Genomic DNA, 24383 nt, shown 5'->3' with positions numbered 1-24383 from the left:
CGCCGATTCCAGCGGATTTGCATACCGCAATTAATCAACTGAAGTAAAACCTGAATAGGGAATAATTATCACATGGTTAGCCTGAAGTGAAATGCCAGCTTGTATTTAGCCGTCAATAAATCATGGTTAACATTAAAAAAGCGGATGATAAGGAAATCTTGTTTCCTTATCATCCGCTTTTTTAGATATTAAATAGTTACTTCCACCGTTGAACACAAACTGGTTCAGGACAAGCAACGTTCTTTTGCAACAAGGTTAACTTGCCAGTTGTGGCATCTCGTTTGTAAAGAGTTAAATTGTCACTATTTTGGTTAGAAGCTAACAGGAAGGATTCATCCCGGCTCAAGTTAAAGTCTCTTGGGAAGTCACCTTCAGTTGAAATAGACTGGATGTGCTTAACGGTGAAATCAGGTTGAACGGCGAAAACGGCAATCGTGTTTTCACCCCGGTTGGACGTGTAAATGAATTTACCATCACTAGAGAAGCGGATCGCCGCAGCCCCGTTATGTGCGGTCCAGGTGTCTAGGATCGTCTTGACAGTTTGTACATGGGTAAAGGTAGCATCAGCAGCATTATACTTAAGGACTTCTAGTTTGCTGCTCAATTCGCCGAGTACGTAAGCGTATTTACCATTAGGGTGGAAAGCAATATGGCGCGTACCAAAACCGTCCTCACAATGGTAACGAGAAACCGCAGTTAATTTACCAGCAGCAGAAACGTCATACACTACAATTAAGTCCATTCCAAGGTCACAAACGACCAATCGTTGATCTGGTGTTAGATCAGCGTAATGAACGTGCGGTGCTTCTTGTTCAGGACGGGGGCCAGTTGCCCCTTGGTGGGTTACAGAATCGGTTTGGGTAAGAGTACCATCAGCATTGATGCGAAAGACGTCAACCTTAGCCGTGTGATAGTTAGCACTGTAAAGTAGGTGACGTTGCTTATCCAGACCAACATAAGCCGGTGGGGCACCAGCAGCTAGAACCTTACTGAGCATTTTAGCATTATCGTCTTTAAGAGAATACGAAGCCACGCCACCCTGGTCGTTGATTTGCTTGATTGCGAAGATCAGATTATGATCCCCAACTTGTAAGTAGGCTGGTTTTTGTGATGGAATGGTTAATTTAACATTGGTTAATTTGCCGGCATCATCATCGAGAGTAACGGCATAGACACCCTTACTGTCCTTCTTGGTGTACGTTCCGATAAGAAATTTTTCTTCCAAAATGGAATCCTCCTTTAAAATGTTTACTTACTATAATAGCAAAATTCTGACTATGGTAAACTATAAATATTGAAAAATAAAGGAAGAATTAATGTGAAGAAAGTAGAAAAAAAGCGCCAGCTGGTAGCTCAACACCTAGAAATCTTTCGCTGTCCGGTTTGTCACCAGCCAATTACTAAATTAGTTGGTAATAGTATCGTTTGTACTCAAGGTCACCAAATTGATTTTAACAAGCATGGTTACCTACACTTTCTAAAAGGAGCAGCTGATACTGAGTATGGTCGGGAGATGTTTCTTGCCCGGCGTCAGTTGTTATCAGCAGGATTATTTAAGCCAATTGTACGTCAGATTGCCCAAACTTTACCTAACCGTGCTTTAAAAATTCTTGATGTTGGTACAGGGGAAGGAACACCGCTGAAACAATTAGCTGGTTTTCGCCCCGGTATAACTGACTATCTGGTTGGCTTTGATATTTCTAAAGCCGGGATTACTCTGGCAACCCAGCTTGATTTACCGGCTTTTTTCTGTGTGGCTGATCTGCGGCAACTACCTTTTGTTAACGATAGCTTTGATGTTGTAACGGAATTATTTTCTCCGTCTGACTATGCTGAGTTCAATCGAGTCCTTAAACCAAATGGACAACTGCTTAAAGTAATCCCTAACAGTGACTATTTAATAGAGGTGCGCCATCTTTTGTATGGTTCCACCGCTCGTCATTCCCATTACGATAATTCGCGGGTGCGTGAATTATTTGCTAAGCATTATCCTGGTAGCCGGGTACAACGAATCCGTTATCGCTTCACCGTTCCAACAGGCCTACAAGCTGCCTTGGTAGAAATGACTCCATTGCATTGGGGCAAAGGGATTAGGCAGTTAACAGCAACCGCTTTAGCCAAATTAAGAGTCGTTACGGTTGACGTCAGCCTACTGATGGCCCGGAAAAATTAGAAAAATACTTGCACAAACGATCTAACGGTGCTAAAGTACTAATTGAAATCGTTTAGCAATTGACATCGAACAGATTCGTTGGTAGTTGCTAAGGAGTACTTCATTAAAGCAGCGTTTCGCCGTGCCCACACCGAGACCCTGCTTTTTTTATTTGCTTTGAGGAGAAGATAAGATAAAATGACTAATCATATTGTATTATTTGAACCACTCTTTCCTGCTAATACGGGAAACATTGCCCGCACTTGTGCCGGAACCAATACGGAACTGCACTTGATTAAGCCGCTGGGTTTTTCAACTGATGATAAACATATGAAACGAGCTGGCCTTGATTATTGGAATAAGGTTAAGATTACCTATCATGATGACCTTCAGGAATTTATGAAGAGTGTACCTGATGTTAAGAAGCTTTACCTAGTTTCTAAGTTTGCCAGTCGTGATTATACTGATGTGGATTATACGACTCCGGGTGATCATTACTTCCTTTTTGGCAAAGAGACGACTGGTTTACCGGTCCAGTTTATGCGCCGGTATCCAAACAATGCAATTCGAATCCCGCAAAATGATAACAATATCCGGGCATTGAACCTATCGAACAGTGTCGCAATTGTAATTTACGAGGCTTTGCGTCAACAGAGTTTTCCTAATCTGGCTCGTGTTCATACTTACCATTTTGACAAGCTGAAATAAGCAAGGAGGTTGGCATGGCACAGCGAAAGAAGAAGAATAACCGACGCCGGCGGGTCAACCGTTCATCCAAGAAGCAGCGTCGTTTAGTCGACAACTTGTTAGGAATCATTGTCGCCCTGCTCATGTTAGTGGGCCTTTTTAAGTTAGGTGCACTTGGTACCTTAATTTCTGGAATTTTTAAATTATTGGTCGGGACTGCATATCCTATTTTGATGTTGATTGTCTTCCTTTATGCCGTGGGTTTTGCATTGTATGCCCGTTGGTTACACTTTAGTTTACGGCGAATTAGTGGTTTTGTTGTTGGTTATCTGGGCCTTTTAATTTGGTTGCATGCCTTAATGGTTAACCAATTGAATGTTCATGCCAAAATTCCAGCAGTTACCTGGAGTAACCTTAGTAAGGTTTTGTTAAATGGCGATTCGACCTTGCCAATTGGTGGTGGAATGATTGGCGCATACCTTTATACGGCTAGTGATGCTCTAATTAGTCAGGTTGGAACGGCTATTTTTGCTTGGCTTTTGATGCTTTGTGGAATCATTATTTTCTTTGCCTTACCCTGGCGTGATTTCTTAAAGTTGTGTGGTCGGCTTGTTCAGCGGATGGCTGTTTTGGGAAAGCAAGCTGGACAAGGGATTAAAGCTAAGGCAAATCAACCTGGTGTTACTATTTCACCATTAAAAAGTAATGTGACATCACCCACGACAGCTGCTAAGCCGGCAACTAATTTTAAGGATCATTCAACAACACAGTCGACCAATGCCCCAACAGTTAGGCAGCCGCAACCAATTACGCCGAAAATTACGGTTGCCAGCAACAATCAAGATGAAAAGCCTGCGCCAGATTCATCGCAACCATCTAATTTAGTGATGGCTGGTGGTTCGCCCCAAACGGACAAGGATTATCAGTTGCCACCGTTAACGCTTTTGAGTAAGGTTAAGCCGACTGATCAGCAACAAGACTTAAAGAATATCAAAAAGAATACGAAGATCTTGCAAAAGACTCTCCAATCCTTTAATGTTCAGGCGACCGTTGAAAATGTTAGCCTTGGTCCGTCAGTCACTAAGTATGAATTACGCCCGGCAGTAGGGGTTAAGGTTAGCCGAATTACACATTTAACGGATGATCTGGCGTTGGCCTTGGCCGCAAAGGATATTCGAATTGAAGCACCCATTCCTGGAAAATCTTTGATTGGGATTGAGGTACCGAACCAACAGGTAGCTACGGTGGGCTTTCGTGATATGTTTGAGGCAGCCCCTCAAGATGATAATCCATTAAATGTTCCTCTAGGTCGAACCGTTACTGGAGATGTAGCAATGGCTGACTTAACCAAAATGCCCCACTTATTGATTGCCGGAGCAACGGGAAGTGGTAAGTCGGTAGCCATTAACGTGATTCTAACCAGTATATTGCTGAAGGCCAAGCCTCACCAAGTAAAGATGCTGTTGATTGACCCGAAAAAAGTTGAGCTGAGCGTTTATAACGATATTCCCCACCTACTTAGTCCGGTCGTATCTGATCCTAAGAAAGCGGCCCGGGCCCTGGCAAAGGTAGTAGCAGAAATGGAACATCGCTACGAACTTTTTGCAAAAAGGGGCGTGCGGAACTTGAAGGGTTACAATCGCCTAGTTCAGAAACAAAATGCTGCTCATTCTGATGAACAGCAGCCGACTCTTCCACTAGTTTTAGTAGTAGTGGATGAATTGGCTGATTTAATGATGACGGTTTCTAATGATGTTGAGGATGCAATTGTCCGAATTGCACAAATGGGCCGAGCTGCCGGAATTCACATGATTTTAGCAACTCAACGACCATCAGTGGACGTAATTACCGGATTAATTAAAGCTAACGTGCCGTCACGGATTGCCTTTGCTGTTTCGAGTGGGGTAGATTCACGCACAATTATTGATACTAATGGTGCCGAAAAGCTGCTTGGTCGAGGTGACATGCTTTTTGAACCAATTGACCAAAATAAGCCAATTCGTGTTCAAGGGGCCTTTATTTCAGACCAAGATGTTGAAGCAGTTGTTAAATTTATTAAAGATGAATGTCCGGCTGAATATGACCAACAAATGGTTGTCTCCGACGAAGAAATGGCTAAAGAAGAGAAGCAGGCAGATGAAGATGAGCTTTTCCCACAAGCACTTGATTTTGTGGTGAAAGAACAACGGGCTTCTACGTCAATGATTCAACGTCGTTTCCGGATTGGCTATAATCGGGCGGCCCGGATTATTGATGATATGGAGCAGCGTGGTTATATCAGTCCAGCTAATGGTTCCAAGCCGCGTGAAGTTTATAAAAAAGCGGTTGACCAATCGTCAATCAACTGAACAAACTAATAAGGCTGACGAGAAAAGATCTCGCCAGCCTTATTAGTCTTATAATTAGATTAAATTCAAAGACGCAACGGCGCCAAAGATTAGTGAGCCTAACATAGCAATTAACATTAACCAAATAGCAACCATGGTAATTTTTTGAAACCGCGTTTTCTTTTTTCGCTGCATGAACTTAACCGCCTTTCACGATGATAAACTCCTTGTAGTGTAACGCATTTATTGGGTGTTTTTCAAACATAGGGCTAAACTTATGCTAAAATTTAATGATTGAATTAAAAAGGGCGTGAAAATAAGGATGTTAATTAACTATCGGCAACTGCTAATACAACTTTTGATTGTAGGAATATTATGGGTAGCAATGTTAATCTGGCGTCATTTGACTAGGCGGAGACGAAGCCAACATGTTGTTTGGTCGGTTGTATTTTGGTTATTAGCTTTAAAGAATTTAGACGTTTATTGGATTGCTTATCCCCTTGCTGGTTGGATGATCTGGGCACTACTCCTTATTTTATTACAATTAGTTCACAATCATGAATTTATATACCGACGTTATTGGCCTGTCTTTTGGCGCCTTTCTGCTTATTATGCCGGAATCATTTTTGTTGCTTCGCTTTTTAGTCATAACTTACCGCTGGTGTAGTTGATAAAAGTTCTAAGAAGAGTTAAAGAATTGTTGACTTTCTTTAACTCTTTTTTTGTAGTCTGAATTGTAGTGGAAATTTTTGAAATACCGTGGTGAGAAGTGGGGGATTGTGGTAGACTGGTCGTATAAAGTGGCTAAGGGGATGTGTGCGCTTGTTGATGGGTGAATATCAACATTCATTAGATGCTAAGCGCCGATTAATTATCCCCGCCAAATTTCGCGACCAACTCGGAACTGATGTGGTTTTGACACGAGGCTTAGATGGCTGTTTATTTGGTTATCCGCATGCTGAATGGCAAAAGTTAAGCAGTAAACTGCAGGCTCTTCCATTAACTAAGCGAAACGCCCGGGCATTTGTTCGTTTCTTATATTCAGCAGCTAGTGCCTGTACTTTTGACAAACAAGGTCGAATCAATATTCCTAGTTCTCTCTGTAGCTATGCACATTTAGTCAAAAAGTGCATGGTAATCGGAGTGGCAAATCGTTTTGAAATTTGGAATGTTGATTGTTGGAATAAGTATAACCATGATACCGCCGCTGACTTTGACGAGATTGCGGAGGAACTAAAAATTGATTTTTAATTTTAAGTAAGGAAGTGCAAGTCGATGGCAGAATTTAACCATGTAACGGTATTACTAAAGGAAGCCGTGGCGGGCTTAAATGTACAACCAACTGGCACTTATGTCGATGCAACCCTAGGTGGTGGCGGTCATTCTGGTGAAATTTTGCAACACCTGACTAGCGGCCACCTTTATTCGTTTGACCAAGATAAGACAGCAATTAACTATAATCAACAACATTTGAGCGCCGCTATTAAAGCTGGCAAATTAACGTTGGTTGAAGATAATTTTCGCCATCTGAAGGTGGCCTTGGCTAGGGCCGGAGTTCGCCAAATTAATGGGATTGTTTATGATTTAGGAGTTTCTTCACCTCAGTTTGATGATGCTGAGCGGGGCTTTAGCTATCAACATGATGCACCGTTAGATATGCGGATGAATCAAGATCAATCCTTATCAGCGATGCAAGTGGTTAATGAATGGCCCTATGAACGCCTGGTACGGATTCTTTACCGTTATGGTGAGGAACGCTTTGCTAAGCAAATTGCTCGTAAGATTGAGCGTCGTCGACAACGCCATCCAATTAAAACGACATTCGAATTGGTTGAGGTGATTAAGGAAGCTATTCCGGCAGCGGCCCGTCGTCATGGTGGTCACCCAGCTAAGAAGAGTTTTCAGGCAATTCGGATTGCTGTTAATGATGAATTGGGTGCTCTTGAAGAATCATTAGAGCAAGCATTTGATCTTTTGAAGATTGGTGGACGGATTAGCGTTATTACTTTTCAATCTTTGGAGGATCGCTTAGTCAAGACGATGTTCCGTGAACAGTCGTCTTTGAGCGCCGACCTTCCGCAAGGCCTACCCGTTATTCCGGCGGGAATGGAACCGCATTTCAAGTTGATCAATAAGAAGCCAATTCTGCCGAGTGCTCAGGAATTAGCTCATAATCACCGGGCACATAGCGCTAAATTGCGTATTATTGAGAAAATCAAATAAGGAAGAGTGAGTAAAGTGGTTTCAAATACGGCACGAAAGTTAGAAAAAAAACAACCTCAAGAAAAGCGGCAACCAATTCAATCACCAGATGTTAATAAGGTTAGTTGGTCACCCTTTGAGCGATTGCTGGTAACTATCGGTAGTATTATTTCACTTTGCCTTGTTATTATTCTCTTATCAACGAAGGTTACGATTAATAACCAACAACATCATTTGCAAGACTTACAAGGTCGAATTAGTAAGGTTAAAAATTCTAATACTAGTTCACAACAAGAAATTGCGGAATTGACAAGCCAGTCGCACCTCAAAGCGGCCGCTCATAAATATGGCTTGTCGGATCAAAATTCAAACGTAAGGAACATTAATAAATAATGAATAAAGTGCCAGAACGAGCGAGAAACAAGAGAAATAATAGAAATCAAGGGACCTTTGGAAAATGGTTATTTTTGATTGCGATTGGATTGTTTATCTTGTTTATCGTTCGTTTTGCATATATTGCTATTAATCAAAATGTCCAACATGTCAACCTTCGCTCTAAAGCTGAACAAATTTATACCCAACGGCGGATAATTCAAGCTCATCGGGGAACCATTTATGATGGTGAAGGAAATGCTTTAGCCACGGATACCAGTAAGTATACGTTGTATGCAATTGTTGATCATCATCAACATTCAAATAGCGGGAAGCCACTTTATGTTACGAATAGGCGGAAAACAGCCAAAATATTAGCAAAATATATTAATATGTCACCGGCTAAAATTGAAAAAAGACTGGTAACTGATGGACAAACGTATCAAGTTGAATTTGGCCCGGCAGGTAGCAATCTTTCTGTAGCCACGATGCAAAAAATTAAAAATTACCACTTGCCCGGAATTAACTTCATAGCAACACCAGCTCGGCAATATCCTGAAGGAAATTTTGCCTCGCAGATCATTGGGATGGCTAGTCCCCAGGTTGAAAGCAATGGGACAACTAAGTTAATTGGTCAAATTGGCTTGGAAGGCTACTTTAATAAGCAATTGACGGGTACAAATGGAATTCGTCAAGATAAACAAGACGTTTATGGTTATCGTCTCGCCAATTCTAAGGGGATTACTAAGCCGGCGGTTAATGGTGATGACGTATATACTACTCTTAATTCTCAAGCCCAGCATTTCTTAGAAACTAAGGTTGATCAGGTCTTTAAGGCATCACGTGCTAATGCCGCGACGGCGGTGGTCATGGATGCTAAAACTGGTAAAATTCTGGCAGCAACCCAACGACCAACGTTACATTCTAAGCCCAACCCGGTTTGGCGAAATATGTTGGTTCAAGATGCTTATGAACCCGGCTCAACAATGAAGGTTTTAGCCCTTAGTGCAGCCATTGACTCTGGGCATTTTAATCCTAATGACACCTTTAATTCTGGGACTTGGTCAATAGGTGGTGGTAAAATTACTGATTGGTCATCTTCTGGTTGGGGTGTGATTAGCTATAAGGATGCTTTTGATATGTCAAGCAACGTTGGCTTTGCCCATGTTGAACAGAATATGGGTGCTCAAACTTGGTATAAATACATTAAACGTTTTGGCCTTCTTAAACGGGTCAATGTTGATGGAATGGGTAATGAGGTCAGTGGCTTTACCCAATTTAGAGGAACACTAGAGCAGGCTAATACCGCCTTTGGTCAGGGAATTACAGTGAACGAAATGCAAATGATGCAGGCCTTTAGTGCTGTAGCTAACCATGGTCGAATGATGAAACCATATCTTGTCTCTAAGGTAGTTAATAGTAAGGGTAAGTTGGTTAAACGCAACCATCCCCAAAAAGTTGGCCAGCCAATTAAAGCTAAGACGGCTAAACAGGTACTTGGCTATATGCAAGGAGTAGTTTATGATCAAAAGGGTCTCGGACATATGTACCAAATTAAGGGCCATCGGATCGCTGCAAAAACCGGGACCGCCCAGATCGGTGGCGCAAATGGTTACAGTAAGGGCGATACTAATTATCTGTATTCAATGGTTGGAATGGCGCCAGCTAAGAATCCGCGTTATATTATCTATATTACGTTGCGCCAGCCACAAAATGTTAGTACACCAGCTGCTAAACAGATTGCTAACATTTTCAATCCAACGATGAAGATGCTTTTGGATCGTCAGGCTACTACTGAGAACCTTAATCATAGTATGGTAAAAATACCAAACTTGGTTGGTAAAGATCGTCAGGTAGCTACTAATGAGTTAAATCAACAGCATTTGCAATCAGTAGTAATTGGTAGTGGAAAGACGATTCGCCAACAATCACTAACACCAGGGCGCCAATCCCTAGTTGATCAACGAGTCATTTTAACTACTGGTGGTAATTATCAAATGCCGGATTTGACTGGTTGGAGTTCTGCGGATGTTGAGCAGTTGGCTAAGATGCTGGATTTGCACCTGGATGAACAGGGAGACGGTTACGTTGACTCGCAAAGCATTAAAGCCAATACCATAATTAATCATCAGAAAACGTTGATTGTTAAATATAAACCTAAAGACTAAAGAGGAGATACTATGAATATATTGACTGCTATATTGACGGTAATCAGTGCGTTCCTGATTACTTTCTTGTTAATGCCGTACTTAATTCGTTATTTTCGTGCTAAAAAAGAGGGGCAGCAGATTCGTAAAGAGGGACCAACTTGGCATGCCAAGAAGGCCGGGACCCCAACTATGGGTGGGTTGCTCTTTATTATCTCAGCAGTAATTACCATCTTGTGGGTAGCAGCTTGGCGTGGCCTAATTTCCAATACTCTGTGGGCTTTGCTTTTCATCCTGGTTGTTTATGGTTTGATCGGGATGTGGGATGACAGCATCAAGATTTTTCACCACCAGAATGAGGGCTTTAAAGCCTGGCAAAAAGCTTTGTGTCAAGTAGTAGCAGCGATGGTCTTTACCGTTATCTACCAGCACGAAGGCTTTCAAATGGGCTTTGGAACTAGTCAGGCTGGTTGGTGGTATGGCCTCTTCATCATCTTCTGGATGGTCGGCTTTTCAAACGCGGTTAACTTAACGGATGGACTTGATGGGTTAGTCAGTGGCCTATCGATTATTTCGTTTGCTGCTTATTTAATCATCGCATTAGTCAATATCAGTCAACCTGGTTATCCGGAAATTGCCTTGTTCTGCTTGGCAATGATTGGGACGATGCTAGGCTTCTTCCCGTACAATCATAAGCCTGCTAAAATCTTTATGGGTGATATGGGGTCATTAGCGATTGGTGCTTCCCTAGCAGCCGTCTCATTGCTACTTCACCATGAATGGTCATTACTAGTAATTGGGATTGTTTATGTTTGTGAAACGGCCAGTGTAATGCTCCAGGTAGCTTCTTTTAAACTTACTGGGAAGCGGATTTTTAAGATGACTCCAATCCATCATCACTTTGAATTGTGTGGCTGGAGCGAATGGAAAATTGATATTGTTTTTTGGCTGATCGGCCTTATTGGAGCGATTATTGCCGTTAGTTGGATTTTAATTGCCGGTTAAGAATTTTAATAGTGAGGGAAAATAACTATGAAGCAGATAGATACTTACCAAGGTAAGAAAGTATTAGTGATTGGTTTTGGAATTAGTGGACTCAATGCGGCCCACCTCTTAGTAAAGCTAGGAGCTCAGGTAACAGCTAATGATATGAAGACACCTAAGGATCCGACGGTTGTCAAGGAACTGGAAGATGATGGGATCAAAGTGATTACTGGTTCAAATCCTCTGAGCTTGGCTACGGAAGGCTTTGATGTGGTAGTTAAGAATCCAGGAATTCCTTATGATAATCCGTTGGTTGCCAAGTTTGTTGCTCAAAAGACGCCAATTATTACTGAAGCTGAACTTGGTTGGGAAATTTTCGATGGTCACTTAGTTAGTGTTACCGGGAGTAATGGGAAGACAACGACGACAACACTGACTCAGTTAATGCTGGCCAAAAGTTCGCAACACCAGGTTAAGTATGCGGGCAACATCGGCGTTTCTTTCAGTAAAGTAGCTGAAAAAATGGGACCGGATGATACCCTGGTAACGGAACTATCCAGTTTCCAACTGCTTGGTTGTCCAACGATTCATCCTCATATTGCAATTATTACCAACATCTTTTCTAATCATTTGGATTATCATAAGACTCGGGAAAACTATATTAATGCTAAATTAAATATCACCCGTAATCAGACCAAGGATGACCATTTGATCATGAATTGGGATCGTGATGAATGGCAAGAAATTGCTCGGCGTTCACGGGCAACGATTGTTCCATTTTCTCGCTTGGATAAAAGTCATGCAGGTGCATATGAAGAAGATGGTGTGATTTATTGGCGGGGTGAAAAAATTATGAAGGCGGCAGATATTCGCCTGATCGGTCCACAAAATGTAGAGAATGCCTTAGCGGCAATTGCTGCTGCCAAGTTGAGTGGTGTTTCCAATGAAGATATCATTAGTGTTCTAACCACATTTGGTGGAGTTCGTCACCGCCTGCAATACGTCATGGACTATCAGGGACGGCGATTCTATAACGATTCCAAGTCAACCGATATTGAAGCAACTGAGGTAGCATTAGCTGGCTTTACTCAGCCAGTAATTTTATTAGCGGGTGGACTTGATCGTGGCTATACCTTTGAACGGTTAGTACCGTACTTCCAGAAACACGTTAAGGCCATTATCGTCTTTGGACAATGCAAGGATAAAATGCGTGCTGCTGCTGAGCAGGCCCATATTCCAACAATTTTAGAGAGTGAAAATGCTGTGACAGCGGTACCGGTAGCTTGGAAAGTTAGTGCACCTGGGGATGTAATTTTATTGTCACCCGCTAATGCCAGCTGGGATCAGTTCCCAAGCTTTGAAGTACGGGGTGATAAGTTTATTGAAGCGGTCGAAAAACTAACTGGTCAAAAGGAGAGCGGTAAGTAAAATGCGGTTATTAGTATCTGGTGGCGGTACTGGGGGTCACATTTACCCGGCATTGGCCCTAATTGAACGATTAAAACAAGTAGAACCTGATACTCAAGTTCTGTATGTTGGAACGACTCGGGGATTGGAGAATAAGATAGTTCCGGATGCTGGCATTAAACTGGAAACAATGCATATGCAAGGTTTTAAACGCTCGTTATCCTTGGATAACCTCAAGACAATCTATCTCTTCTTGAAATCAGTTCACCATGCTAAAAAGATTATTCGTGATTTCAAGCCAGATGTTGTTCTTGGCACTGGGGGTTACGTTTCCGGAGCAGTTTTGTACGCAGCAGCTAAACACCATATCCCGACAGTGATTCATGAACAAAATAGTGTGGTTGGTGTTACTAATAAGTTTCTGAGTCGTTATGTTGACCAGATTGCAATTGCTTTTGAGGCGGCCCGTAGTCAATTTCCAGCCGCTAAGGTAACAATGGTTGGTAACCCACGAGCACAGCAGGTAGCTGCTCGGGCGGCCAGTGATTTTTCCTGGACTAGTTATGGCTTGAAAGATAATTTGCCAACGATGATGATTTTCGGTGGTAGTCAAGGTGCACCAAAGATTAATCAGACAGTTGTAGATGCAATTCCAGAGTTCAACCGGCGTCCTTACCAGGTGATTTTTGCGACTGGTCGGAAACGGTATGATCATGTTAAGGCGCAGTTACAAGGAGTTAAGATTGGACCAAATGTTAAAGTGGTTCCTTATATTAAAGACATGCCGGCTAAGATGCCACGAGTTGCGGCACTAGTTTCCCGAGCCGGTGCCACGACAATTGCCGAAGTTACGGCTCTTGGAGTGCCAACTATCCTGATTCCCAGTCCTTATGTAACTGCTAACCACCAAGTTAAAAATGCTCAAGCGTTGGTTAAAAATAAGGCAGCAGTAATGATCACCGAAGATCACCTAGACGCTCGAACATTGTTACTACAGGCGGACCGTATCATGGAAAATGCAGACCTACGTAAACAAATGTCGCAAGCCTCTAAAAAGATGGGCCGTCCAGATGCTGCTGACCGTTTGATTAAAGTTTTACGTACCGCAATTGCTGAACATCACTAAGAAAGATAAGGGGTGAAATAAATGGCGCGCGATCGTTACGTTTCCGAACACCAGCAATATGCTAAACGCTTGGCTGAACTTGAGAAGCGTAGCGCCCAAGCCCGACGTAAAGCAGCTGCTAAACCTGCTCATCATATTGGTTATCGATTGCCACATCTTCGTTGGCATTTCTATAAAACCAATGGAGAACGAGTCTTTAAGTTAGTATTTTTATTTGGGGTGGTTTTGCTCCTAATGCTTTACATCCTTTCACCCTTAAGCAAAGTAAAAACGGTAGCTGTTCAAGGTAATGATCAATTGAGTCAATTGCGGATTGAGCATGCCACTCGTGTTTATCCGGGGCGTTTTATTTGGGGAGTCTGGGTACACCAACGACAGATTTGTCAACAAGCGCAGCTCCGCCAGCCCCGCCTTGCTCATGTTAAAATAAGAGTAACGGGTCCCCAGAGTATCTGTCTGGTAGTTCGGGAGAATGCTCTATTGGGGACGACTCACCTTGGTCACCAGAATTATGCAGTTTTAGCTAATGGTCAGTTGCAAAAGGTCACTAATCATTACCAAGTGGGAATTAATTACCAATGCTTTGCCGGTCATCGTCAGGCACTAAAACAAGTGGCTCGTCAGTTAGGTAAATTAAAACCAGCGGTTCGAGAGGGTATTTCTACTGTTGTTTATCAACCTACTAAGGAAATGCCTGACCGAATCGTCTTGTATATGCGAGATGGTAACACTGTTTTAGCAAATCAACATACGGTTGGTAAGAAGATGTCTTTTTATCCGGCAATTGCAGCTAACATGAAACAAGCAGGGGTAATTGACTTACAAGTTGGTGCCTATTCATATGCTTATGGATCAAAAGATAAATAATATTTATCAAAGCTTTAAATGAAATCCATTTGAGAGTGGGTTCAACTGTGGTAAAATCTTTTATAGGTCAAAATTTACTTACAAAAAAGTTAATATGATAATAGTTTTAGGAGGGTTCCGACCAAATGAATAATTCAGAAATTTATGTTGGGTTAGATATTGGAACCACCTCGATCAAGGCAATGGTCTGTGAAAATGTTAAGGGGCAGTTAAAAGTCATTGGCGTTGGTGTTGTTTCCTCAGCCGGACTAAATCGTGGCGTAATTGTTGATATCGATAAAACCGCTCGTGCAATTTCTCAAGCTGTCAAGCGTGCCGAGGAAAAGTCCAATATCGGTATTAAAAATGTGATTGTTGGGTTACCAGCTAATTATTTACAAATGCAACGCGTGCAAGGCTCTATTACGGTAGCATCACAACATCAATCACGAGAAATTACTGACCGCGATGTGATTGACGTTGCCCAGGAGACTTTAACCCAGAACATTCCACCCGAGCGCGAGGTCTTGGACCTTGTCCCAACTGAGTTTACCGTTGATGGTTTTAACGGGATTAAAGACCCACGGGGGATGGTTGGTGTTCGGCTCGAGATGAAAGGGACGCTTTACACGGGGCCTAAGACTATTATTCATAATACAAAGAAAGCTGTTCGGCAGGCTGGCTATGGCATCCGTGACTTTGTGATTGCGCCAATCGCCACAGATTTTAACCTACTCAATGATGGTGAGCAGGATTTTGGTACCGTGGTGATTGACCTTGGTGGTGGCCAAACAACGACGAGTATCGTTCATGATCATCAGTTGAAATATACTTACGTTGACCCCGAGGGTGGTCAATATGTGACGAGGGATATTTCAACCGTGTTGAATACCTCACTGCGCAATGCGGAACATCTTAAGCTTAATCATGGCTATGCCTTGAGTTCACTAGCAGATGCTCAGGCGCAAGTTGATGTTCCGGTAGTGGGTAAGAATACGCCGGTTCAATTCTCTGAGGCTTACCTAGCCGAAATTATTGAGGCCCGGCTACGGCAGATCTTTCAGCGGAGTCGCCAACATTTAAAGGCAATTCATGCTCCTAAATTACCAGGTGGTGTTGTTCTACTTGGTGGTGGGGCTGCTTTACCAGGAGTAAAAGAACTTGCACAGCAGTATTATAGCGGTAATATTAAAGTAAATGTTCCAAATCAGATGGGTGTTCGTCACCCGAGTTATTCACTGGTAATTGCTTTAACAATGTATGAAAGTCGATTAACTGACGTTGATCGGCTTGTTAAGCAAACCTTGCAGCAGTCTGATATTATTAGGCGTCCTCGCGAGGAAAAGCAACAGACTAACCAGTCGACTGCTGAAAGCTGGAATGACCAACAGCGTAATCAGACCACTAACGAGTCTCAATCGATACCAGGAAAACGGGAACAAGCTAAGAAATCTAAGAAGCACTCATTTGGCAGTCGCTTTAAGAGCATGCTGAATAACTTATTTGACTAAATTTCACGGAGGAACAGCTGTATGGACAATGAAACAAAGACGATGGACAATGAATTTGCTGGTGCTCGCATCAAGGTAATTGGTGTTGGTGGCGGTGGTGGTAATGCCGTCAACCGTATGATTACCGAAAAGGTACAGGGTGTTGATTTTATTGTCGCAAATACCGATTTGCAGGCACTTAATGCATCACAAGCCTCAACCAAGATTCAATTAGGACCTAAGTTAACGAAGGGGTTAGGCGCTGGTTCTAATCCTGAAGTTGGCGAAAAAGCGGCTCAAGAAAGCGAAGAACAAATTCAAAAAGCACTAGAAGGAGCTGACATGGTCTTTATTACCGCCGGAATGGGTGGTGGTACTGGGACCGGTGCCGCTCCAGTAATTGCTAAGATTGCAAAGGGCAGTGGTGCTTTGACGGTTGGAGTGGTTACTCGACCATTTTCTTTTGAAGGTCCTCGCCGTGCTAAATTTGCTACTGAAGGGTTGGAAAATCTAAAATCAAATGTTGATACATTAATTATTGTTGCCAACAATCGTTTACTAGAAATGATTGATAAGAAGACACCAATGATGGAAGCATTTAAAGAAGCAGATAACGTTCTGCGCCAGGGTGTACAAGGTATCTCGGACTTGATCGTGACTCCCGGGTATATTAACCTGGATTTTGCCGACATTAAGACCTTGATGTCTAATCAAGGAGCGGCTTTAATGGGTGTTGGTTCTTCAACCGGTGAGAATCGGGCAACGGAAGCTACTAAGAAGGCCATTTCTTCACCATTATTGGAAGTTTCAATTAATGGTGCCCAACATGTTTTAATGGATATTACTGGTGGCAAGGACTTATCAATGTTTGAAGCTCAGGAAGCTTCTGATGTTATTCGCCAGGCTGCCGGGACGGATGTTGACATTGCATTTGGGATGTCTTTGAATGAAAAGATGGGTGACGGTGTTCGAGTAACCGTGATTGCTACTGGAATTGATAAGACTAAGGCTAACCATAATAATCAAGGAAACCAATCAAAACCAGTTCACCAAACGGCTCCTGAAAAACAACAGACTCGTCCCCAGTCTTCGGCTGCTGAAACGACTAAGCCACAGAGCGATCCTTTTGATGGTTGGAATGACCCAACTGCTGATAATGAAGATTCAAATAATGACGCAACTGCCAATAATGAATTTTCACACGTCGCTAAGCCAAAATTTAATGTTTTTAACGACGATACGGCTAATTCCGATGATGATGATACCAACTTGTCGACGCCACCATTCTTTAAGAATCGGCGTAAATAATTGATTTATGGGGCGACTTAATCTAAGTTGAGGACGCCCCTTTTCGTATTTTCTGCAGATAAAGGAGGAATTAGAATGGCAGTCCATCTTTTTAAAAGTTTATTTGGCGATGATGTTGCTCAGGATGATTATTATGACGACCATCATTCAGCGGACCAGTCAAGGCAGAACACGAATGTGGTCCCAATTGACCAGGCTAAGCAGTTGCGGACTAATCGCACGAGCAAGATTTCTTTATATGAACCCCGTTTATATGCAGATGTGAAGCAAATTGCTAACCAATTACTAAAAGGACAAGCGGTAATTGTCAATTTTACCCAAATGGATGATCGTAATGCTAAGCGGGTAGTTGATTTCTTAAATGGTGCTACTTATGCAATTAACGGTGATATTAAACGAATTGGAAAAGAAATTTTCCTGTGTACCCCTAAAAACTATGAAGTTTCTGGAAATCTGGGGACGGATATGCAATTAGATGGTAAGCTGACAAATTAGGAGGCCATGGTAGTGGGATATATAATCTGGTGTTTAAATTGGTTGATAAATGCCTACATCATGGTGATTGTGGTTTGGTGCTTATTATCATGGTTCCCTAATGCTCGGGGAACTCGTCTTGGTGAAATAATTAATCGCCTCGTGGAACCCTATATACGGTGGTTTAACTTTATTCCACCGCTGGGCGGGATTAGTTTTTCACCGGTAGTAGCGATTATTGTTTTATATCTAGTTCAAGATGGACTACTCTTCTTAGGGCACCTATTTTAAGTGGGGTCGTTAATAATGGACGAACGAAACATTAAACAACATTTTCGGCCGGATGAAGCGCCATTGATTGACCAGATTAATGACTGGATTGCAACGGCAACTAATCAATATCGCCCTGTTTTAACATCCTTCTTGAATCCACGTCAGCGTTACATTGCACGGACCCTGGTTAACCGATCAACTGAGATTAAGATGAGCAGTGCGGGCGGTTGGCCTGGTGCCGAAATGCAAAGATTGCTATTTTATCCGACTTATTATCATCCACAAGCAGCCGACTTTGATTTACAGGCGCTGGCGGTTGATTATCCAATCAAGTTTGCTGAATTGCATCATCGACAAATCATGGGTACTTTGCTAGGAGAAGGATTGAGTCGGGAAGCCTTTGGGGATATTTTGACCGATGAAATTCATTGGCAAGTAATCGTTACACATGAGATGGCACGTTTTCTTCGGCAAAATGTTAATCATGTTGGCCGAGTTAAGGTTAAATGGCTTCCTGTTGAATTGACGGCTGTTTTAACGCCGGTTGAGGATTGGGAAAAGTTAACTACTACTGTAACATCGTTGCGGTTGGATAGCATTGTGGCGGCTGGCTTTAATTATTCACGTAACCGGGCTAAACAGCTGATTGAACATGGTCTCGTGCGGTTAAATTGGGAAGAAATTGATCGTCCTGATTATCCAATCGTTGAACATGATTTATTATCGGTTCGTCATGCGGGGCGTTTACGAATTGATGCGTTTGGTGGCAAAACGAGAAAGCAAAAGGATAAGGTAAGGATGTCCGTGATTCGGGCGTAATTTTAATTGGAGGAATGAACAATGGGGTTAACAATCGATCAAATCAATAATCAAGAATTTTCAACAAAGATGCGTGGCTATAACCAAGAAGAAGTTAAAAAGTTTGTTCAGGCTGTTTCACAAACCGTCCAACAATTAACGGAAGAAAACCATGCATTAAAGGAAAATATTAAAGCTGATGAAGGTAAGTTAAAATATTTTACTGAGTTAAAGGATTCTTTGAATAAGTCAATCTTAGTGGCTCAAGAAGCCGCTGATAAGGTTAAAACAAATGCTAAACGAGAAGCAGACATTATGATTCGGGAAGCCCAGAAGCAGGCAACGGATATTGTCTCTGAGGCTAATGAGAAGTCTAACCAGGTGATTGAAGCAAGTGCGGAGGATACCCGTAAACTGACGACGGAGACCAATGATCTGAAGAAGCAAACGCGGATTTTCCGTCAACGTTTGCAAGTAATGTTGGAATCCCAATTAGAAGTTGTGAAGAGTGATGAATGGGATAAGTTGCTGGCAACGGATGATACGGATAAGTACGATGAAATTCAAAAGATCCTGGGTACGAACCTTGACAATCATTCGACGGACAGTGTAGAATCATCAACAACTACTTCAGATGACGTTGCATCGTCAACGGAAACGGCTATTGACCCGAATCAGCCGGCAGTTGAAATGACAGCTGCCGATTCTTCGACGCCAGATACGACATCAGCGACTACTTCGGCAGCTGGTACTATGGCTGCTGATGATTCTGATTCAGCAGCTAGTGATGCCGGTCAGACGGTGGTTGTTTTCCCTGATGATGATTCTAACGACTAAATTACCGCTGGAGTGAATAGCTCTCTTTAAAAACGTTGAGGAGAATTGAGAAGATTGTAGCAAATACAGCGAGCCAGTGGTTGGTGTGAGACTGGTATTAATACGTTTTCTCTGATCATCTCTGAGTGACTAACTCAAATTACTAGTAGGTTGGTCCGGCCCATTACCGTTATCAATGCCACGAGGAGGTCAATTGACCTTGAATTTGGGTGGTACCACGAAAAGCTTCGTCCCATAGCGGGATGAAGCTTTTTTTGTTAGAGAGTTTACTAAACATGCATAACAGAAAGGAGTAATTGTAATGCGGGTTAAAGACACGCTTAACATCGGCCGAACAAAATTCCCTATGCGTGGGAAGTTACCGGTTACCGAAGCTCAACGTGAACAGCTTTGGGAAGAAAATAAAGTTTATCAATTACGACAAAAATTAAATGCGGGCAAACCAACTTTTGTCCTTCATGATGGGCCTCCGTATGCTAACGGAAATATTCATATTGGTCACGCCATGAATAAAATTTCAAAAGATTTTATTATTCGTTATAAGTCAATGACCGGTTATCGGGCACCGTACGTTCCTGGTTGGGATACCCATGGATTGCCAATTGAACACCAACTGACGAAGGCGGGCTATGACCGTAAGAAGATGTCTACTTCTGCCTTTCGGGACCTCTGTCGCAAGTACGCCTTAGAGCAGGTTGATAAACAACGAAAAGACTTTAAGCGGCTTGGTGTTAGCGCTGATTGGGACCATCCATATCTAACGTTGCATAAGGAATTTGAGGCTGCTCAGGTCCGGGTCTTTGGCGAGTTTGCTAAGAAGGGACTGCTTTACCAGGCTAAAAAGCCAGTTTATTGGTCATGGTCATCTGAATCTGCCTTAGCAGAAGCCGAAGTGGAATATCATGATGTGGTTGCTAAGACGGCCTTCTTTGCTGAACAGGTAAAGGATGGTAAGGGTCAGCTTGATGATGATACTTACTTGGTAGTCTGGACAACGACTCCGTGGACGGTTCCTGCTTCTGAAGCCGTTGCTGTTAATCCTAAGTTCGATTATTCCGTGGTTAAGCCAGCTAATGATGATCGTAAGTTTGTCATCGGAACCGAACTGTTAGAAAATGTTGCCAAGAAGTTTGGTTGGACTGATTATGAAGTCGTTAAACACTTAACAGGTGCAGACATGGAAGGCATGGTTACCAAGCATCCGTATATTGACCGTGATATCTTGGTTGGCTGCGCTGATTACGTGACTGCTGATACCGGTACCGGTTTAGTTCACACTGCGCCGGGATATGGTGATGACGACTATAACTTTGGTAAGAAATACAACCTGCCAATCTTTGCTCCCGTTAATGATCAGGGTGTCTTAACTAAGGAGAATGGGGCCGATTTTGATGGCGTCTTCTACCAAGATGCCGACGACATTTCTTTGAAGAAGTTGAAGGATGCTGGTTCACTATTACTAGAAGAACCTCTTAAGCACTCCTATCCATTCGACTGGCGGACCAAGAAGCCAATTATTTTCCGGGCAACTGATCAGTGGTTTGTTTCGATTGAAAAAATGCGTCAGGACATCTTAGATGCTTTGGAAGACGTTGAATACCATCCATCATGGGGGAAAGTTCGGTTACGTAACATGATTAAAGATCGTGGCGACTGGGTCATTTCTCGCCAACGGGTTTGGGGAGTTCCGCTGCCGATCTTCTATGCGGAAGACGGGACGCCGATCATGGAAGAGAAGACCATTAATCACGTGGCGGACCTCTTTGCCAAGTATGGTTCTAACGTTTGGTTTGACCGTGATGCTAAGGATCTCTTACCCAAGGGCTATACTAATGAACATTCTCCACATGGTAAGTTCACCAAGGAAACCGATATTATGGATGTTTGGTTTGATTCTGGTTCTTCCCACCAGGGCGTTTTGGCCGAAAGAGATTACCTGACTTACCCGGCTGATATGTATTTGGAAGGAAGCGACCAGTATCGGGGCTGGTTTAACTCTAGTTTGATCACTAGTGTTGTTTGCTCCGGACGTGCACCTTACAAAAGCATTATTTCTCAGGGCTTTACTCTTGATAAAAAGGGTAAAAAGATGAGTAAGTCCATGGGAAATGTCATCGATCCAGAAAAGGTTATTAAGCAAATGGGCGCCGAGATCATTCGTCTTTGGGTTATGAGTGCCGATACTTCTGCCGATGTTCGGGTCTCTATGGGGACTTTTCAACAGATCTCTCAAGCCTATCGCAAGCTCCGCAACACCTTCCGCTTCTTGCTCGCTAATACCAGTGATTTTGAACCGGCGGCCGATACGGTTTCTTACGATAAACTGGAAGTGGTTGACCAGTATATGCTGGTTAAATTAAATCACTTCCTCAAGCAGATGCGGGCTGATTTTGATCAGTATGACTTCCTCGATGCTTACAAGTTATTAATTAATTTTGTTAATAATGACCTGTCCGCCTTCTATATGAACGTGGCTAAAGATGTATTATACATTGAACCAGCTAAATCTCATGCTCGGCGGTCGATGCAGACGGTCTTTTACCAGATCTTAGTAACTTTGGTTAAGCTTTTAACACCAATTTTGCCACACACAACAGAAGAAGTTTGGGGTTATATGGATGAACCGGAAAAATTCGTTCAATTAACTGAGATTCCTGACCCTCGGACCTTTAATAATGAAGATGACCTTCTTACCAAGTGGGCCGATTTCATGGAATTACGATCTCATGTCTTGAAGGGCTTAGAAGAAGCACGGGATGCTAAATTGCTTAGTAAAGCATCTCATGCTCAAGTTGACCTTTACCTCAATGATCAACAACAGGCTTCGTTAAAGAACCTGAATGCTGATGTAGCTCTCTTACTTGGCGTACCAGTCTTGGAAATTCACCCAGCTGCCGATGCTCCGGCAGGTGCTGATAAGTACGATGATGGGATTGCGGTTAAGATTACCGCAGCGCCAGGTGAACCATGTGCTCGTTGCCGGATGGTTAAGAAGGACGTTGGTGTTGATAGTGCCTACCCAACCCTCTGTGGGCGATGCGCTAAGATCGTTCGGGAAAACTTTCCGGAGACAGTGGACGAAGGCCTTGAAAAATGATTAAATAATGTTGCTCAGAATAGGCCATTTCATGACAATTATTCTTGAGCGGTGTAAAATACCAAGTGGCGATAACCACTTGGTATTTTTTAATTAGTAGGTGAAAGAATGCTAAAAGGTAAAGTAAAGAGTTTTGATAAGGATAAAGGTTGGGGGTTTATTATCGTTCCCCATGAAGGCGAGATCTTCGTCCACTATCGAGGAATCGAAGGCTCTCAACGTGTCTTGAAAGCAGGTCAAGAGGTTTCCCTGGTGATTGTTCAGGGTAAAAAGGGTCCGCAGGCAGCACATGTACGTATTTTAAATTAGTAAAAGGAAGAATGTAATTATGGATTTTGCGGAAAAGCCAATTGAAAGCAAGTATGTTTTTCATGGCCATTTGATTGACGTTGAGGTTCAGCAGGTAAAAACGCCTCAGGGCAATATTGCTCAACGGGAGATTGTTCACCACGCTCCGGCAATTGCCATCTTGGCCCTCACTAAGGATAATCAGATGATTTTGGAAAAACAGTGGCGGGCGCCAGTTGCTAAAACAACACTTGAAATTCCCGCTGGTAAGCTTGACGGTCGGGATGCGGATAGTGCTGTTCACGCTGCAAAGCGAGAACTAAACGAGGAAACTCGCTATCAGGCCACTGAATTAAAGAAACTTTCGTCTTTCTATACTTCGGTAGGCTGTATGGATGAGTACATGACCCTTTACCTTGCTACGGGTCTAGAACCGGTTGATCACCAGTTACCACAAGACCAGGACGAACAATTAGTGTTACAAACAGTAACCTTGGACCAGGCCTTAAAGATGATCGATGAAGGAAAAATTGAAGATGCTAAAACGATCATGGCAATTTATTACTGGCGAGGAATGAAGAATCATGTCTGAACAACCGACCGGCCCTAAGCATGATGATGGGCAATCGTCGTCATTTGTATCACGGCAACAGTATCGTCAGGAGCAGGAACGAGCGGCTCAAGCAGTCAATGGTCAAGAGTCGTCACCAATAATGCACCGGCATGAATGGGCCGATGACCATCAAGCACAGGAACAAGAAGAGAAAATACAACGTTTGAAAAGACGATTGAATATCGCCATCGTGGCCTTGGTAGCGGCAATTATTGTGGTGTATTTAATTCTTTTTTATGTTGGCTAGGAGGAGAAAATGAAATTTGGAATTATTTGTGCGATGCCAGAAGAAATAAAAGAGCTGACGGCACGGTTATCTGATAAACAGGTTGAAACCATTGGTGGGAAAGATTATCTTTCCGGTAAAATTTCTGATCAAGATGTGGTTTTGGTTGAATCCGGAATTGGCAAGGTTGAAGCCGGCATTACTACGGAACACCTGATTACCGATTTTCAGGTGGACGTGGTAATCAATTCTGGCTCCGCTGGTGGAATTGGTAAGGGCCTGCATGTTGGGGACGTCGTAATTTCCAGTGAAACGGCTTATCATGATGTTGATGCACGGGCCTTCGATTACGTTTATGGACAATTGCCTGGTAAAAAGCCCCGGTTTAAAGCATCAGCAAAGTGGGGACAGGCCCTGGAGAAGGCTGGCAAGCAAACCGGTCTCAATATTAAACGGGGCTTAATTGTTTCTGGTGACCAATTTGTAGCCAGTCGGGATGCTATTGCCAAAATCTTACGTTATTTCCCAGATGCCTTATCCAGTGAAATGGAAGGCGCGGCAGTGGGTCAAGTTGCTACTGACCATGACGTGCCTTACGTGGTAGTGCGGGCAATGTCGGACACCGGGGATGAAGATGCCGGAGTCAGCTTTGACGAATTTATCGTGGAAGCCGGTAAGCGTTCTGCTAAAATGTTGCTGCAATTATTTGCGGACCTAAATAATTAATTG

Annotated in this window: 25 protein-coding genes and 1 other annotated feature; of the genes, 23 read left to right on the top strand and 2 right to left on the bottom strand. The window is 42.9% G+C overall.

Going from position 1 to position 24383, the window contains the following annotated elements:
* Positions 1-196: 196 nt before the first annotated feature.
* Positions 197-1225: a lactonase family protein gene (locus ACEYV4_RS01565; protein ID WP_373841687.1), complete on the bottom strand. Its 1029-nt coding sequence runs from the start codon at positions 1223-1225 to the stop codon at positions 197-199.
* Between the two features lie 93 nt (positions 1226-1318).
* Here ACEYV4_RS01565 and ACEYV4_RS01560 point away from each other — a divergent pair, with 93 nt between their 5' ends.
* The 3 genes from ACEYV4_RS01560 (at position 1319) to ACEYV4_RS01550 (ending at position 5187) form a co-directional block, all read left to right on the top strand.
* Positions 1319-2173 carry a methyltransferase domain-containing protein gene (locus ACEYV4_RS01560; protein WP_373841686.1) on the top strand — a complete coding sequence of 285 codons (855 nt, stop codon included), beginning with the start codon at positions 1319-1321 and terminating at the stop codon, positions 2171-2173.
* Between the two features lie 177 nt (positions 2174-2350).
* Positions 2351-2860, top strand: coding sequence for a tRNA (uridine(34)/cytosine(34)/5-carboxymethylaminomethyluridine(34)-2'-O)-methyltransferase TrmL (gene trmL, locus ACEYV4_RS01555; RefSeq protein WP_373841685.1), 510 nt, complete (start codon positions 2351-2353; stop codon positions 2858-2860).
* 14 nt (positions 2861-2874) lie between these two features.
* Positions 2875-5187, top strand: a complete 2313-nt coding sequence (locus ACEYV4_RS01550) for a DNA translocase FtsK (protein ID WP_373841684.1) — start codon at positions 2875-2877, stop codon at positions 5185-5187.
* Between the two features lie 54 nt (positions 5188-5241).
* Here the strand turns inward: ACEYV4_RS01550 and ACEYV4_RS01545 are convergent, their stop codons facing one another.
* Entirely contained in the window at positions 5242-5361 is a 120-nt protein-coding gene (locus ACEYV4_RS01545) for a DUF4044 domain-containing protein (RefSeq protein WP_003666746.1), read from the bottom strand.
* A gap of 190 nt (positions 5362-5551) precedes the next feature.
* On the opposite strand from ACEYV4_RS01545, the gene ACEYV4_RS01540 reads away from it, so the two are divergent.
* From ACEYV4_RS01540 to ACEYV4_RS01445, 20 genes are all read left to right on the top strand, one after another.
* On the top strand, positions 5552-5833 hold the full coding sequence (locus ACEYV4_RS01540) for a hypothetical protein (protein WP_373841683.1): 282 nt from the start codon (positions 5552-5554) through the stop codon (positions 5831-5833).
* A gap of 155 nt (positions 5834-5988) precedes the next feature.
* Positions 5989-6417, top strand: a complete 429-nt coding sequence (mraZ, locus tag ACEYV4_RS01535) for a division/cell wall cluster transcriptional repressor MraZ (protein WP_373841682.1) — start codon at positions 5989-5991, stop codon at positions 6415-6417.
* 24 nt (positions 6418-6441) lie between these two features.
* The gene (gene rsmH / locus ACEYV4_RS01530) at positions 6442-7389 is read left to right on the top strand and encodes a 16S rRNA (cytosine(1402)-N(4))-methyltransferase RsmH (protein WP_373841681.1); all 948 of its coding nucleotides are present in this window, start codon (positions 6442-6444) and stop codon (positions 7387-7389) included.
* Positions 7390-7404: 15 nt separating this feature from the next.
* Complete coding sequence (locus ACEYV4_RS01525; RefSeq protein WP_373841680.1) at positions 7405-7761, top strand: cell division protein FtsL; 357 nt, start codon at positions 7405-7407, stop codon at positions 7759-7761.
* Positions 7761-9908, top strand: a complete 2148-nt coding sequence (locus ACEYV4_RS01520; RefSeq protein ID WP_373841679.1) for a penicillin-binding transpeptidase domain-containing protein — start codon at positions 7761-7763, stop codon at positions 9906-9908. The genes ACEYV4_RS01525 and ACEYV4_RS01520 overlap by 1 nt, the downstream gene beginning before the upstream one ends.
* Positions 9909-9920: 12 nt before the next feature.
* Complete coding sequence (mraY, locus tag ACEYV4_RS01515; protein WP_373841678.1) at positions 9921-10892, top strand: phospho-N-acetylmuramoyl-pentapeptide-transferase; 972 nt, start codon at positions 9921-9923, stop codon at positions 10890-10892.
* A gap of 27 nt (positions 10893-10919) precedes the next feature.
* A complete protein-coding gene (gene murD / locus ACEYV4_RS01510; RefSeq protein WP_373841677.1) occupies positions 10920-12299 on the top strand; it encodes a UDP-N-acetylmuramoyl-L-alanine--D-glutamate ligase in 1380 nt (459 codons plus the stop codon).
* Position 12300: 1 nt separating this feature from the next.
* Positions 12301-13404, top strand: a complete 1104-nt coding sequence (murG, locus tag ACEYV4_RS01505) for an undecaprenyldiphospho-muramoylpentapeptide beta-N-acetylglucosaminyltransferase (protein ID WP_373841676.1) — start codon at positions 12301-12303, stop codon at positions 13402-13404.
* 21 nt (positions 13405-13425) lie between these two features.
* Positions 13426-14271 carry a cell division protein FtsQ/DivIB gene (locus tag ACEYV4_RS01500; protein ID WP_373841675.1) on the top strand — a complete coding sequence of 282 codons (846 nt, stop codon included), beginning with the start codon at positions 13426-13428 and terminating at the stop codon, positions 14269-14271.
* 125 nt (positions 14272-14396) lie between these two features.
* Positions 14397-15761 carry a cell division protein FtsA gene (gene ftsA / locus ACEYV4_RS01495; protein WP_373841674.1) on the top strand — a complete coding sequence of 455 codons (1365 nt, stop codon included), beginning with the start codon at positions 14397-14399 and terminating at the stop codon, positions 15759-15761.
* Between the two features lie 21 nt (positions 15762-15782).
* Positions 15783-17048, top strand: a complete 1266-nt coding sequence (ftsZ, locus tag ACEYV4_RS01490) for a cell division protein FtsZ (RefSeq protein WP_373841673.1) — start codon at positions 15783-15785, stop codon at positions 17046-17048.
* A 75-nt stretch (positions 17049-17123) separates the two neighbouring features.
* On the top strand, positions 17124-17543 hold the full coding sequence (locus ACEYV4_RS01485; protein ID WP_373841672.1) for a cell division protein SepF: 420 nt from the start codon (positions 17124-17126) through the stop codon (positions 17541-17543).
* A 6-nt stretch (positions 17544-17549) separates the two neighbouring features.
* Positions 17550-17813 carry a YggT family protein gene (locus tag ACEYV4_RS01480; RefSeq protein ID WP_373841671.1) on the top strand — a complete coding sequence of 88 codons (264 nt, stop codon included), beginning with the start codon at positions 17550-17552 and terminating at the stop codon, positions 17811-17813.
* Positions 17814-17828: 15 nt separating this feature from the next.
* Positions 17829-18614, top strand: a complete 786-nt coding sequence (locus ACEYV4_RS01475) for an RNA-binding protein (protein WP_373841670.1) — start codon at positions 17829-17831, stop codon at positions 18612-18614.
* 21 nt (positions 18615-18635) lie between these two features.
* Entirely contained in the window at positions 18636-19430 is a 795-nt protein-coding gene (locus tag ACEYV4_RS01470; RefSeq protein ID WP_373841669.1) for a DivIVA domain-containing protein, read from the top strand.
* A 26-nt stretch (positions 19431-19456) separates the two neighbouring features.
* Positions 19457-19668, top strand: a binding site (T-box leader).
* 63 nt (positions 19669-19731) lie between these two features.
* Positions 19732-22527, top strand: coding sequence for an isoleucine--tRNA ligase (gene ileS / locus ACEYV4_RS01465; RefSeq protein WP_373841668.1), 2796 nt, complete (start codon positions 19732-19734; stop codon positions 22525-22527).
* Between the two features lie 108 nt (positions 22528-22635).
* Complete coding sequence (locus ACEYV4_RS01460; protein ID WP_373841667.1) at positions 22636-22836, top strand: cold-shock protein; 201 nt, start codon at positions 22636-22638, stop codon at positions 22834-22836.
* 19 nt (positions 22837-22855) lie between these two features.
* Positions 22856-23407, top strand: coding sequence for an NUDIX hydrolase (locus ACEYV4_RS01455; protein WP_373841666.1), 552 nt, complete (start codon positions 22856-22858; stop codon positions 23405-23407).
* The gene (locus ACEYV4_RS01450) at positions 23400-23675 is read left to right on the top strand and encodes a hypothetical protein (protein ID WP_373841665.1); all 276 of its coding nucleotides are present in this window, start codon (positions 23400-23402) and stop codon (positions 23673-23675) included. The genes ACEYV4_RS01455 and ACEYV4_RS01450 overlap by 8 nt, the downstream gene beginning before the upstream one ends.
* 9 nt (positions 23676-23684) lie before the next feature.
* Positions 23685-24380, top strand: coding sequence for a 5'-methylthioadenosine/adenosylhomocysteine nucleosidase (locus ACEYV4_RS01445; RefSeq protein ID WP_373841664.1), 696 nt, complete (start codon positions 23685-23687; stop codon positions 24378-24380).
* Positions 24381-24383 lie beyond the last annotated feature (3 nt).

Origin of the sequence: Limosilactobacillus sp. (genome assembly GCF_041859915.1) — a bacterium.
In the GTDB taxonomy this organism is placed as follows: Bacteria; Bacillota; Bacilli; order Lactobacillales; family Lactobacillaceae; genus Limosilactobacillus.
The sequence above is the reverse complement of the archived record's forward strand: the minus strand, read 5'-3'. Positions and strand labels throughout refer to the sequence as shown.